Source organism: Bacillus sp. NPDC094106, from assembly GCF_044764345.1.
Lineage (GTDB): Bacteria > Bacillota > Bacilli > Bacillales > Bacillaceae_G > Bacillus_A.
The window spans coordinates 1-12,242 of the sequence record NZ_JBIWHY010000008.1 but is presented as its reverse complement, the minus strand read 5'-3'; the positions used below and the strand labels follow the sequence as shown (position 1 = coordinate 12,242).

At 33.9% G+C, this 12,242-nt stretch carries 15 protein-coding genes; 6 read left to right on the top strand and 9 right to left on the bottom strand.

Annotated features, from left to right (window positions below):
* Positions 1 to 17: 17 nt before the first annotated feature.
* From ACIQ7L_RS13405 to spoIIP, 3 genes are all read right to left on the bottom strand, one after another.
* On the bottom strand, positions 18 to 758 hold the full coding sequence (locus ACIQ7L_RS13405; protein WP_400569790.1) for a M15 family metallopeptidase: 741 nt from the start codon (positions 756 to 758) through the stop codon (positions 18 to 20).
* A gap of 11 nt (positions 759 to 769) precedes the next feature.
* The gene (locus ACIQ7L_RS13400) at positions 770 to 1,267 is read right to left on the bottom strand and encodes a GNAT family N-acetyltransferase (protein ID WP_400569788.1); all 498 of its coding nucleotides are present in this window, start codon (positions 1,265 to 1,267) and stop codon (positions 770 to 772) included.
* 270 nt (positions 1,268 to 1,537) lie between these two features.
* The gene (spoIIP, locus tag ACIQ7L_RS13395; RefSeq protein ID WP_400569786.1) at positions 1,538 to 2,692 is read right to left on the bottom strand and encodes a stage II sporulation protein P; all 1,155 of its coding nucleotides are present in this window, start codon (positions 2,690 to 2,692) and stop codon (positions 1,538 to 1,540) included.
* Positions 2,693 to 2,781: 89 nt separating this feature from the next.
* On the opposite strand from spoIIP, the gene ACIQ7L_RS13390 reads away from it, so the two are divergent.
* Together ACIQ7L_RS13390 and ACIQ7L_RS13385 are read left to right on the top strand one after the other, a co-directional pair.
* A complete protein-coding gene (locus ACIQ7L_RS13390; protein ID WP_400569784.1) occupies positions 2,782 to 3,075 on the top strand; it encodes a hypothetical protein in 294 nt (97 codons plus the stop codon).
* A gap of 20 nt (positions 3,076 to 3,095) precedes the next feature.
* Positions 3,096 to 3,392 carry a permease gene (locus ACIQ7L_RS13385; RefSeq protein ID WP_400569782.1) on the top strand — a complete coding sequence of 99 codons (297 nt, stop codon included), beginning with the start codon at positions 3,096 to 3,098 and terminating at the stop codon, positions 3,390 to 3,392.
* Here ACIQ7L_RS13385 and ACIQ7L_RS13380 read toward each other — a convergent pair.
* The 4 genes from ACIQ7L_RS13380 to cbpA form a co-directional block, all read right to left on the bottom strand.
* The gene (locus tag ACIQ7L_RS13380) at positions 3,383 to 3,898 is read right to left on the bottom strand and encodes a DUF1572 family protein (protein ID WP_400569780.1); all 516 of its coding nucleotides are present in this window, start codon (positions 3,896 to 3,898) and stop codon (positions 3,383 to 3,385) included. The genes ACIQ7L_RS13385 and ACIQ7L_RS13380 overlap by 10 nt on opposite strands.
* Before the next feature lie 17 nt (positions 3,899 to 3,915).
* The gene (gene csaA / locus ACIQ7L_RS13375; RefSeq protein WP_400569778.1) at positions 3,916 to 4,245 is read right to left on the bottom strand and encodes a chaperone CsaA; all 330 of its coding nucleotides are present in this window, start codon (positions 4,243 to 4,245) and stop codon (positions 3,916 to 3,918) included.
* Between the two features lie 66 nt (positions 4,246 to 4,311).
* Positions 4,312 to 5,649: a branched-chain amino acid transport system II carrier protein BrnQ4 gene (gene brnQ4, locus ACIQ7L_RS13370; RefSeq protein ID WP_400570136.1), complete on the bottom strand. Its 1,338-nt coding sequence runs from the start codon at positions 5,647 to 5,649 to the stop codon at positions 4,312 to 4,314.
* 438 nt (positions 5,650 to 6,087) lie between these two features.
* Positions 6,088 to 6,735, bottom strand: a complete 648-nt coding sequence (cbpA, locus tag ACIQ7L_RS13365) for a cyclic di-AMP binding protein CbpA (RefSeq protein ID WP_400569776.1) — start codon at positions 6,733 to 6,735, stop codon at positions 6,088 to 6,090.
* A gap of 341 nt (positions 6,736 to 7,076) precedes the next feature.
* On the opposite strand from cbpA, the gene ACIQ7L_RS13360 reads away from it, so the two are divergent.
* The 3 genes from ACIQ7L_RS13360 (at position 7,077) to ACIQ7L_RS13350 (ending at position 10,208) form a co-directional block, all read left to right on the top strand.
* On the top strand, positions 7,077 to 7,964 hold the full coding sequence (locus ACIQ7L_RS13360) for a hypothetical protein (RefSeq protein WP_400569774.1): 888 nt from the start codon (positions 7,077 to 7,079) through the stop codon (positions 7,962 to 7,964).
* A gap of 452 nt (positions 7,965 to 8,416) precedes the next feature.
* Positions 8,417 to 9,724 carry a hemolysin family protein gene (locus ACIQ7L_RS13355; RefSeq protein ID WP_400569773.1) on the top strand — a complete coding sequence of 436 codons (1,308 nt, stop codon included), beginning with the start codon at positions 8,417 to 8,419 and terminating at the stop codon, positions 9,722 to 9,724.
* 1 nt (position 9,725) lies between these two features.
* Entirely contained in the window at positions 9,726 to 10,208 is a 483-nt protein-coding gene (locus tag ACIQ7L_RS13350) for a DUF456 domain-containing protein (protein WP_400569771.1), read from the top strand.
* Positions 10,209 to 10,232: 24 nt separating this feature from the next.
* Here the strand turns inward: ACIQ7L_RS13350 and ACIQ7L_RS13345 are convergent, their stop codons facing one another.
* A complete protein-coding gene (locus ACIQ7L_RS13345; RefSeq protein WP_400569769.1) occupies positions 10,233 to 10,853 on the bottom strand; it encodes an NAD(P)-dependent oxidoreductase in 621 nt (206 codons plus the stop codon).
* Between the two features lie 113 nt (positions 10,854 to 10,966).
* Positions 10,967 to 11,146 (bottom strand): hypothetical protein, encoded by a 180-nt coding sequence (locus ACIQ7L_RS13340; RefSeq protein WP_400569767.1) that lies wholly within the window; start codon positions 11,144 to 11,146, stop codon positions 10,967 to 10,969.
* A 186-nt stretch (positions 11,147 to 11,332) separates the two neighbouring features.
* Here ACIQ7L_RS13340 and ACIQ7L_RS13335 point away from each other — a divergent pair, with 186 nt between their 5' ends.
* Positions 11,333 to 12,118 carry an SDR family oxidoreductase gene (locus ACIQ7L_RS13335; RefSeq protein WP_400569765.1) on the top strand — a complete coding sequence of 262 codons (786 nt, stop codon included), beginning with the start codon at positions 11,333 to 11,335 and terminating at the stop codon, positions 12,116 to 12,118.
* Positions 12,119 to 12,242 lie beyond the last annotated feature (124 nt).

Genomic DNA, 12,242 nt, shown 5'->3' with positions numbered 1-12,242 from the left:
CGTCTCCCCTCAATTGATTACTTCATTGCCTCTTCTAAGGTGAGTTGATTCTCATATAAATACGTAGCCTGTGGATTCCCTACATACCGTACGTGCCAAGGCTCATACCGATAGCCAGTAATAGATTCTTTCTCTTTTGTATATCGAATAACAAATCCAAACTTATGTGCATTTTGAGCAAGCCATTTCCCTTCTTTTGTATCACCAAAAATAGACTCTAATTGGAATTTAGCAGATTGTGATGTAATATCCATTGCAAGTCCCGTCTGATGTTCACTCGTTCCTGGAATCGCACTAGACATCGCTGTTTTCGCTTCCCCATCTTGTATTTTATACATTGTATTTAATGCCTTTTGCCGGTCAAAAGATCTGAAGCCAGAGACCGCAAAGAGAAAAATCCTCTCCTGATCTCCTTGCTGAAACATTTTCTCAAGCGCCACAGCCGCTTCTTTCCGCATCTTCTTCTTCTCTTGATCTCCTTCATTCGAATAACGTACTTTCGGAATGACTAAATCTTGCGGTTTATAGCGATCTGGTAACCGTCTGTTTTTATTTACAAGTACAAGTATGGAATCAGGATTATTTACAACCGCAATATCTCCTTCCATTTTAGTAATGGTTTCTTGTTCTTTTGGAAACGCTACACTAGCATTGACTTCTTGCGCCTGCTTATCCTTATACATTTTATAATTCATGCCTGCTACTACAATCACAACTACAACTAATACGACACTCAGTAGTGCCCATCTTTTTTTCATAAAACGACCTCTTATTTTAATAATTTGGCCATATAATACTCATCGACATTCTTTCCATCGATGATAAGAGAAGCTTTCTTGACACCTTCTTGTTCAAACCCTGCTTTTCTATATAGTGCCTGCGCTCTTGTATTGTGGGCCATTACTGTTAATTCCAAACGCCATACATCATGTAATTTTGCCCAGTTTTCTATTTCTTTAAACAAAGATGTTCCAATACCTTGGCCACTATATTCTTGTAAAATCCCAATCACAATTGTTGCAACATGCTTTTTTCTTTGCACATTCCCGCCGTTAGCTAAAATGAACCCTACCACTTGTTCTTCATGAGTGGCTACAAATATTGTAGAATTATTATTTTCTATAAAACGTTGAATCATCTTCGCTTGTTGCTCTACTGTCATATTCCGTTCACCTGGTTCTAATAGCATGAAGGTCGTTTCTTCGTCCAATCGTTTTCCTAATTGTAAAAATGCTGCTGCGTCCTCTACTCGAATTTCTCGAATCATTCCTACCACCCTATCAATTTTATAGTATAAAAATTTTATTTATAAAGAAAATTTCGATATTTCACCAGAAAATCCCTTTCTATTTTCTTCAGGATAAATAGACAAATTTCGATATTAGTATAATGAAAGAAAAATTGTGTCAATAAAGTGAACTTTTCATTCCCCCTTAAATTTGAGATAAGAAGCTTATTGCTCGCAACAGTAGAATAAAGATAATCTTCCCTTTGTTCTTTTTTAAACAAAAAAAGAACGTAAGCATCAAGCTTACGTTTATCCATTCACCTTCTCAGCTTGCCAAAAATATTCACTAAACGCCTTGGCAAGCGCATCAATTGAACGATTTAATTCTTCAGATGTATTATCTACACCTCCCACCTCAATTAAAATCGCTTGTCCTGATAAGTCTTGATTGTAAACACCGTTTCCAGTTTGAAATCCCTTTTGAATAACCCCACGGCTTACTCCAGGATATTTCGCATTAATCGCTTCATGTAGCGCGGTTGCTAATTGTAAGTTTTTCTCATAATTTTTATTCCCTTTTCCAATTACAAAAGCAAGTTTCGCATACGATTTATCCCCGATTGTTTTTGTTGTAACATTTTTCCGAGCACTATCTCGGTGCAAGTCAAAAAAATATTGTAATTCTTTATTACTCGTCATTGCTTCCTGTACAATTTCTCGAGACACTTTATAAGAACTGTTACTATTTAATCCCTTACTAATCAACTTTTTCCCGACATCTGTTTTATCATCAACGGCTCCTATCCCTTCATTTTCTAATTGTTCACGGAATCGTTCCCCAAGCATAGAAATATTCGTCACAGAGCTCGTGGCTTTATTCGAATCTGGATCATTCGTCAAATTTAATAATGGTAAAAATGACTCCCAACTATGCGTATGATAAATAAAAGCAACTTGTCTTTTCCATGTTGTTTGAGCTGGTTGTTTCTTTTCTTGATTTGCATCCTTCTTAGGAGCTTGTCCTATTTCTCCTGTCCGTTCTTTCACAACTTCTTCAAGCGGAACACTCGATTCTATCGGCAAATTAGAATAGTTCGTCCCTTCACCAGCGATAACGATTTCCGTATCGTACTTTCCAAAGCCCGGAAGTTCTTTCCCAACAAAGCTACGTACATCATCAAAACGAATATTCGTCGCCACCGAAAATAGAAATGATGAAATTGAAAACTCTTGGTTTAAATTTCGATATTCTTGTGTAAAATAATGATTTTCCTTTCCAATCACATACATATACCCATTCATCGATAACTCATTCAACCAATTATATAAATACGTTGACTTTGTTTCTTTCATTGAAGTAACTAACATACTAATAAGAAAAAAAGTCGCTAGCACCGTAATGATAATAAATAAGATTAACTTGCGTACACTTGTTAATTTCACATAAAAAAAGCCTCGATTCATAACATCACCCTCTCTATTTCAACTTATGTACAAGCCATTGAGAATAGACTGCCTAAATTTCGGCAATATTGTCATAGAGGTGAAATGAATTGAAGCTTATCATAGGTTTACTTCCTATTGTTTTATCATTTCTTTTTCTTTTATTTGCAGTACATCCTAAAGTCCGTATTGTTTTAGACGTTTGTGCATACTGCTCTTTGTATATACTCGGTACTATAATTGCTTTACACATATACGATGTGTTAATACGTGGTTTAGTATTTATGACAACCATACACAGTATATTATTAAACCCGTTATTCCTCATCACAGGTGCCTATGTAGGGGTATACTCTCTATATCTTCTTTTTTATAAACTAGTAACAAATTTAAGAAAAACTTAATGCTTAAATGGAGTGTAGAAATGAGACAAACTTTTATATGTCATAAATGTCAGAAAAAAATTGTCAGAAAGCAAGATCTTATTACCTCAATACTTTACATACGCATCTACTTATTTCATAATACTTGTTTTAGCCAACAATTTTTCTTTTCTCGTTTTATTCCTATTAATACTCTATTTGGAGTATATTTCATTTGGTATACTCTTGCTATAGGGAGCATTTTAACCATAACTGAGCCATCAGTAATTTGGATCTTTTTTTTAACACCTTCTCTATATCGGTTTATTTCTTATTATTATATTGAACGTCACTTTTGAAGATAATGATTAGACTGTCCTTTGGGAATACTTAAACACTCCCACTCTTTTTCTTTCAGTAATTTTCCAGCATAAATAATTTGTCCGATATGTGATGCATAATGAGCAATCTGCCTTTCAATTGCCTGTATCACACTATGTTCCTCTCCGCGAATATGCACAATCCTTAAAATGTCTTGCGGAGTTAAAGATTGCAGTGCTTGAAAAACATACTCCCAGCCTTCTTGCCATGCTACTAGCGCTTCTTCTTTTGAAGCATAACCACCTTCAAACTCATCATCGCGATTTCGATCTAGTTTTTCACCATCTGTTGTCAAAAGATCTGTCCATCTTGATCGCATATTACCATGTAAATGTTTGATAATAATTGCAATACTATTTGCTTCTTCATGAGGTTTCCAATATATTTGTTCATATGATAACTGTGAAAGTGTACGTTCACCTTGCTTTTGAATCGTCTTAAAGTTTGAAACAGCACATTCTAAATAAACTTTTCCAACTTCCACCCCTGGTCCCCTCCTATTTAACTAATAGATGTTCCATTTGGGACTTCTATATCAGGCTGCAGTAAGATTACATCCCCCTGTTCTGGAACTCCACCTAACACAAGTACTTCTGATTTAAAACCTGCAACACGTTTGGGTGGAAAGTTCACGACAGCTATAATCTGTTTTCCAATTAGCCCTTCTGGTGTATACCTCTTCGTAATTTGAGCACTGGATTGCTTCATACCAAGTTCACCAAAGTCAATTTCTAGCTTAATTGCAGGTATACGCGCTTCTTTAAACTCTTCCGCTTTTTTTATCGTTCCAATACGTAAATCTAACTGTAAAAAGTCTTCAAAATTAGCCATTTTATTCTCCCTCCCAATTATCATTTAGACAAAACATACAAATTCCCTCTAAAAAAAGAAAGATGCCTAAGCACCTTTCTCTTGCAACTCACTTGATTCATTTGGTCTATATAGGAAGTAACCGATAACCCCACCAATACATGATGGTAGTAACCAACCAATTCCTTCTTTGTATAAAGGAAGCATTTGCAGCACATTTGTTATTGCATCGAACTTAATATTTGCACTTTCTAAGCCGTTAAATATGCTAATTAACAAAGCACCTAGAATGGCACCAATATACACTGTATTACGTTGTCCAATCCATTTATGGAAATATGACAGTACAATTAGCACAATCGCAACAGGATAAATAATCATTAATACTGGTAAAGTTACTGCGATAAGCTGTGTTAATCCTAAATTTGATACAAATAAACTAAATACACATACCACGGTTACAATTGTTTTATGTGAAAATTTCGGAAACAGATTTGTAAAGAATCCTGCACATGCAGATGTTAGTCCCACTGAAGTTGTTAAACATGCAAGTGTAATAACAATCCCTAACAGTATTTTACCACTTGTTCCATATAACTCATTTGCAACTTTCGTTAAAATAAGACCTCCATTATCCGAAACACCAAGTGAGGTACTTGTTGAACCAAGATAAGCAAGTGATAAATAAATTAACGTTAAGCCTAATACGGCTATAATTCCAGATACAATTGTTGTTTTCGCAATTTGTCCACTTTCCTTTATCCCTTTTGAACGAATAACTTGTACAACAACGATTCCAAATACAAGAGCACTAATAGCATCCATCGTTAAATACCCTTGAATAAATCCACCAAAAAATGCATTATCTTTATACGCATCTAACGGCGTAGCCGGTACCCCAATTGGATCAATAATCGCTTTCCCAACAATTATAGCAACAATTAATACTAATAATGGAGTAAGAAACTTCCCAAACCAATCAATTAATTTAGATGGATTTAATGATAAATACCAAGTAACACCAAAGAAAACTGCTGTGTAAAGAAACAGCATGTACCATTCTGACACAAACGCTTCTGATAGAAATGGCTTCATTCCCATTTCAAATGAAACTGCTCCTGTACGCGGAATTGCAAAGAATGGTCCAATTGCTAAATAACTAATAAGTGGAAAAACAAACGCAAATATAGGATGCACTCTAGAGGATAACGCTTTCAAGTCCCCCTCTACAAAAGCTACAGCGGTTACAGCTAATAGAGGAAGTCCGACTCCTGTCACAAGGAATCCAATTGTGGCAATCCAAACATTTTCACCTGCTTGTTGACCTAATACTGGTGGGAAAATTAAATTTCCTGCTCCTAAAAATAATGCAAATAACATTAAACCAATCGCTAGCGTATCTCCTGGCCTTAATCGTCCCTTCATCTCTTTATTTTGCATAGCATGTTCTTTATCATTTCTTTCTCTTTCACAATATGCTATGCTCCTCCTCTCTGCTCATAATGATAAAATATGCCCTCAAAAGGCAATATTTTTCTCCATTTTTCTTACTCTGACTAATAATTTGTTTTTTCTGAATTTTAAAAACATAGGAGTGTTATAACTTGGGGTTAATAAGTCAGACCTCTTTACTTTGGTCACAAATATAGTAACACATTTAGTTGAAAAATAGAAACATATTTTTTATATGGAATTTTTCAAAAAACGAAATAGTATGTACGTATCTTTCATTTTATTCTTTTGCAAAAATATTTCTAAAGAATAATCCCACATCTTTATTTCGTTATTCTAAAATAAGCTTATCCTTTCTTAACTGATATATTGAAAAAGCCATCTACATCAAAACGGATGGCTTTTTCGTGTTTACTCTATGATCTCTACTTCACGTGGATTATTCATTTCTTCCACATATACAACACGAAATCCATGATCTTCTAAATCCTTTAATAAATTCTCTAGCTCTTCTGCCTTAAATTCTTCACCCAAAGTAAACATAATTCTACGTACTAATAACGCATTATTATCAAATGTCATTAAACTTTGGATACCACTATATTTTTTCAAAACTGTAGATAGCTTTTGAATCGCTCCATTATAATCTTGTGTTCCTACCATAACGGAATACTTGCTAGAATGAACACCCCATGCATCCTCTAATAGCTCAAATACCTTTTTATGAGTTAAGATGCCAAGAAACGTTCCTTTCTCATCAATAACGGACAAATATGGTAGCTTCTTAATTGTAAAGAACACCTTAAAGAAAGAAGAGTCTTCTCTCACATAGCCTTCTTTATCATTTAATAATTCTGATAAATCATCTTCTAATGAACCTTTATATTCTAAAATATCTACTTTATATACATTTCCTAAAAATTTCTCTTTCTTTTCATCTAAAACCGGAACGCAGCGATAACCAGTTTTATTCAAATGATCCAATGCTTCACCTATTGTAAATGAAATAGAGCAATATAAAACTTCTCTTTTTGGCACATAATTTCCCCTTATTCTCATAAAAAGCCTCCTTATGTTAAAATACTTTCTGTGCCATAACTATATTATATTTTAAGAAAAAAAGAAACATTTTATTTTACTTTTCTGAAAACTCTTCATATTGTTGTCATAATTTATCCATGAATGATTCACTTTTAGAGATGGAGAAATTTCATCTTATTACAACGTAAAGGGGGGAGTCTCCATTATATCTCAATACCTTCTTTAGGTTGAAAACGAAAAAATGATATGAGATTACAGCTTATACCAATATGTAAAGAAAAAGATATTGTAAGTTCTTCGAAAAAGCGTTAAAATAAGAATAAGAATTTTCTGAATATTCAAAGAGTAGGTGAGCTTTTATGACTTCTTTATTCCGTTCTTACATATTTCGCTTTTTCATAGGATTTCTTATCGTTCTTATTATAAGTCCCATTCCCGCTTTATTATTAACTCATGAAAGTTCTTATTTGAAAGGCTTACTTGGGATTTTTTATAATTCTGTTCATTTTCCTTCTATATCGATTCCAATGATTGATTGGATGCATGAATCTATTCTTTTTTCACCCCAGCCAATTATGAGCTCAAAGACCGCATTACATGCCTCAGGGCATTCTACACCTTTGTTTCCTTACATATGGGAAGTTTATTTTTTTTCAATTACTCGTTTCACACTCACGCTTGCAATTGGTTTTTTCATTAGCTTAGCCATTGGCCGTGTTTTTTTAAAGGCACCGAAATCTTTAAAGAAATACATTTTGTTATTACACTGGGTACCGTACTCATTTAGCACCGTTGTATTACAATGCTCAATCATACTATTTTCTCTCTACATAGCAAAATACATAACAGTTCCATTCTTTTCTTCTCTTATCATCATATTTAGCACATCAATGATTATCGTTATGCAAGCAATAAAAAAATGGTTACCATTTTTAAGTAAAACAGAGGATCATGAAATACGAGATTCTTCTTTTCTTGTAAACACATTGTTTATGGAGCTTGCCTCCAATCATAAATCTATTTTAAGCTCCATTATTCTTTCGTTCTGTTTTATGGAATGTATTTTCCATACGCATGGATTACTGCAATTTATGATCCAATTTGGAGGAAATTCACCAACTGTTGTCACAATTGGTCTGTTACTTCTTTATATTCCATACATCGTTCTTTCTTTTTTCCAATCTCTTTGGAGAACAAACCATTCAAAACAACAAACATACGCTGTCACTAGAACGCTGTTAAAGTAAAATAAATGCTAATTTTTAGAGGCCACTGAAAAAGTCCCTAAAAAAAGAAGATAACTGCCTACCATATATAAGGGGTTATCTTCTTTTTGATTTCTTTATATTAGTAAAAATTATGTTATTTACTCAAAATAGACACTTTTTCAGCAGCATAATTTTTACTGTAGTTTTTTTCTAATAAACTTCTTTGCTTCCACTGAATTTTAAAATAGGCGTATTATTGCACAAATAACAGAATGAAAATACACTTTAATCTTCCATTCTAAAAACTTAAAGTAAAGAGTTATTTCTTGTATATCAGGGCAAAATAACACAAAAAATTATAAACAATTAACAAAACATGCTAATATTTACTTATTTTCTTTGACTATTATTTTCGTTTCGATTTATTATAAAAGTATAACATACTTGCAGGAGGTGACATCTTTATTCCCACTTCGGGGTAGAGAGCACACTTGGACATATTAAATATTTTTCTCATTTTTGTACTCATTCTCATTTCTGGCTTTTTCGTTGCATCCGAATTTGCGGTTGTAAAAGTACGGAAAAGTCGAATTGATCAGCTTGCAAATGAAGGAAATAAGCAAGCACTAGCTGCCAGAAGCGTTATTTCTAACTTAGATGTTTATTTATCGGCCTGTCAGCTCGGTATTACTATCACTTCTTTAGGACTTGGTTGGCTTGGTGAACCAACTGTAGAACACTTACTACGTCCATTATTTGAAAGAATAAATATTACCGGTACAATGGCTAACACATTATCTTTTATCATTGCATTTAGTGTCATTACCTTTTTCCATGTTGTATTAGGTGAGCTTGTTCCAAAATCTTTTGCGATTCAAAAAGCAGAAGCAATTACATTGAAATTTGCCAAGCCACTCATCTGGTTTGATAAAATCATGTATCCTTTCATTTGGTCACTTAATAGTACAGCTGTATTCTTTACAAAACTATTCGGCTTAGAACCAACAAAGGAAAATGAGCTTGCTCACTCAGAAGAAGAATTACGACTTATTTTAGGGGAAAGCTTTAAAAGTGGCGAAATTAATCAGATTGAATATAAATATGTAAATAATATTTTCGAATTTGATGATCGTGTTGCCAAAGAAATTATGGTACCTCGTACAGAAATGGTTTGTTTATCTACTGAAAACACATTAGAAGAAAATATGGACATCGTAGCATCTGAAAAATATACACGGTATCCAATTATTGAAAAAGATAAAGATGATATTATCGGGATGATAAATACAAAAGAAATTTTTCACGATCAAACGAAAGGCATTCACAAGCCGTTAAAAGCATACATTCATCCTGTCTTAACTGTCTTTGAAACCGTTCCAATTCGCAAAACTTTAATTCATCTTCAAAAGAATCGTGTCCAAATGGCAATTGTAATGGACGAATATGGTGGAACTGCTGGATTGTTAACAATGGAAGATATTATTGAAGAAATTATTGGAGAAATTCAAGATGAATTTGACGCTGATGAATCACCAATGATTGAAAAACGAACACCTAAGCTCACCGTACTAGATGGAAAAGTGCTCATCTCTGAAGTAAATGATATGTTCGGCTTACATATTGATGATAGTGATTTAGATACAATTGGTGGTTGGCTTCTTTCTCAAGCAATTGATTTAAATATTGAACCTGGATATTCAATTGAATACGCAGGTTTTCAATTTAAAGCATTGGAGCTTGATGGCCATCAAATTAAAAAAATTGCTGTACATAAACTAGATAGTATAAAGGAGCTATAAGGTGACTGTTTTATTAACACTTTGTATTATTGCTTGTTTTATCGTATCATTTATCGCGTTTATCTATCCGATTATCCCTGGCATACTTGCTCTATGGGCAGGATATTTGATTTATCATTTTGGTATAAACGCTGAAGAATTAACAACTTCTTTTTGGGTCATTCAAATCATTTTTACGATTATTATTTTCATTGCTGACTTCATTGCAAATGGATATTTCTTAAAAAAATATGGGAGTACAAAATGGGGCGAACGTGTTGGGATGCTTTCCATTATTGTCGGCTCCTTTTTCTTCCCGCCATTTGGTCTCATTATCATCCCATTCTTGTCTGTCTTTATAACAGAAAGGATGCATAAAAAGACACCAAAAGAAGCCTTTATGGTCGGAATTGCGACAGTTGTTGGATTTTTAAGCAGCACAGTAGCAAAAGCCATTTTACAAATCATTATGATTATCATCTTTATTTGTTATATTATTTTCTAACCATCCCTTTTCAGGGATGGTTTTTTAATAAGCAATGCCTACACGGCTATTTTCATACGTTTTTTCATTCAGTAAGGCCCACGTGAAATGAGCAGTATCCCCAACTGTAATCTGTGATCCATCTACCGGTAACATATCCCGTTCCGTTCGATATATCCTCGTCCCTTCTCCATCAAGCAAATGTGTCGGACAAACAATCGTCCAGCATAGTCTACTATTTTTAAGCAGCATATACACGGCTAAATGATCTTCAGCAGCCTTTGCCGATCTTCTTTTCGACTCTTCTGATTGAAATCGATATGCATTCGGATCTATTCGAGCCTGTAAAATACCCGCTGTTCCAATTGTAAATATTCTCTCAATCCCCTCTTCTTCCATATGTTTAATAATGTTTGGCATACTTTTTGACAATGTTCCATTACCGTCGGTTCCAAGAGCACTTATAACAATATCAGCGTTCTTTAATGCCTTTCTTATATCATCTTCATGTAATACATTCCCTTCTACTATTTGTAGATTTTCATGGGATATCTCAAGCTTATTTGAATCACGAACTAATACTGTAACATGATATGAAGCTTGTAATGCTAGCTTCATTAATCGCGATCCAACTCTACCCGTTGCTCCAAATATACATACTCTCATCTGTGTTCTCCTTGCTATTTCTTTTCTTCTATTTTTTCGTACAAACAGAAAATATACAACTAAAAAGCTTCCTCATTGATTGAGGAAGCTCTGCTATATACTATAAAACAAACTTATTTCTTTTCTTTTGAATCTGAAGAATTGCTATCCTTGCTCGTTCCCTGATCTTTCTTTTCGTCTTGCTGCGTTGTTGTATCCTCATCCTTCTTTTTACCTTCATCTTTACTGCACCCTACCATAAATAAAGAGCTCGCAAGTGCCATAGCAGTTAATGACTTAACCCATTTATTCATTTGCTTATCCTCCTTTTGATAGAATATGTACAATCTCATATTACTTCTCATTTTTAAAGAGAATATTAGAAAACAGTAAACATACCGTAAATATTTGTAAAATTTCCGATAACAAAATCGTATATTTTTCTTTTGAAACATTTTCATCTATAATAAAAGGAATATAAAAAAGAAAGGTTGATACATATGGAACTTGGATTATCAGGAAAAACAGCCCTTATTGTTGCTTCTAGTCAAGGTTTAGGAAAAGCAATTGCTACAGAGCTTGTAAAAGAAGGAACAAATGTTATGCTACTGAGCCGTAATAAGGAAAAACTATTGTCCTTACAAAAAGAGCTGACTGCTCTAAACAAAGGAAATGTTATGTATACAGTTTGTGATGTTACAGACAAAGAAAATATCAAACAAGCGGTAGAATATACTGTACAAACTTTTGGAACAATTAACATTTTAGTTAACAATGCTGGCGGTCCTAAACCAGGTACATTTGAACAACTAACAGATGAAGATTGGTATCATTCATTTGAGCTCAATTTATTAAGTTATGTCCGTATAATTCGTGAAGTACTTCCATATATGAAAGAACAAGGCGGTAAAATTATCAATATCGCTTCATCTTCTATTAAAGAGCCTATTCCTGGATTATTATTATCAAATACGTTCCGCGTCGGCATTACAGGCTTAGCAAAAACATTAGCATCTGAACTTGCTCCATACAACATTTTAATTAATACCATTGCACCAGGACGTATCGCTACAGATCGCATTGCTTCTTTAGATGAAACAGCTGCTGAAAAGCGTGGAATTACAGTAGAAGATGTTCAAAAACAATATGAAGCCATTATCCCTCTCAGCAGATATGGCCGCCCTAGCGAATTCGCAGCATTTGCTACATTCCTTGCATCTGATGCAAATACATATATGACTGGCCAATCTTTCCTTGTGGATGGCGGAATGGTGAAAAGTTTATAATTTCTATAGAAAAAAGACGGCATAGCAGCCCATAGCCATCAAGTTAAGGTTATCTATGTATAATTTCAAACAAAAACAGCCATCCTTTCATGGATACTCCATGAAAGGATGGCTGTTTTTATGG

Bases quoted from the DNA above. Each gene is read 5' to 3' on its own strand.
- ACIQ7L_RS13360 (WP_400569774.1), top strand. From the start codon at position 7,077: ATGACTTCTTTATTCCGTTCTTACATATTTCGCTTTTTCATAGGATTT.
- brnQ4 (WP_400570136.1), bottom strand. From the start codon at position 5,649: ATGAAGGGACGATTAAGGCCAGGAGATACGCTAGCGATTGGTTTAATG.
- ACIQ7L_RS13405 (WP_400569790.1), bottom strand. From the start codon at position 758: ATGAAAAAAAGATGGGCACTACTGAGTGTCGTATTAGTTGTAGTTGTG.
- ACIQ7L_RS13335 (WP_400569765.1), top strand. From the start codon at position 11,333: ATGGAACTTGGATTATCAGGAAAAACAGCCCTTATTGTTGCTTCTAGT.
- spoIIP (WP_400569786.1), bottom strand. From the start codon at position 2,692: ATGAATCGAGGCTTTTTTTATGTGAAATTAACAAGTGTACGCAAGTTA.
- ACIQ7L_RS13400 (WP_400569788.1), bottom strand. From the start codon at position 1,267: ATGATTCGAGAAATTCGAGTAGAGGACGCAGCAGCATTTTTACAATTA.
- csaA (WP_400569778.1), bottom strand. From the start codon at position 4,245: ATGGCTAATTTTGAAGACTTTTTACAGTTAGATTTACGTATTGGAACG.
- cbpA (WP_400569776.1), bottom strand. From the start codon at position 6,735: ATGAGAATAAGGGGAAATTATGTGCCAAAAAGAGAAGTTTTATATTGC.
- ACIQ7L_RS13345 (WP_400569769.1), bottom strand. From the start codon at position 10,853: ATGAGAGTATGTATATTTGGAGCAACGGGTAGAGTTGGATCGCGATTA.
- ACIQ7L_RS13385 (WP_400569782.1), top strand. From the start codon at position 3,096: ATGAGACAAACTTTTATATGTCATAAATGTCAGAAAAAAATTGTCAGA.
- ACIQ7L_RS13340 (WP_400569767.1), bottom strand. From the start codon at position 11,146: ATGAATAAATGGGTTAAGTCATTAACTGCTATGGCACTTGCGAGCTCT.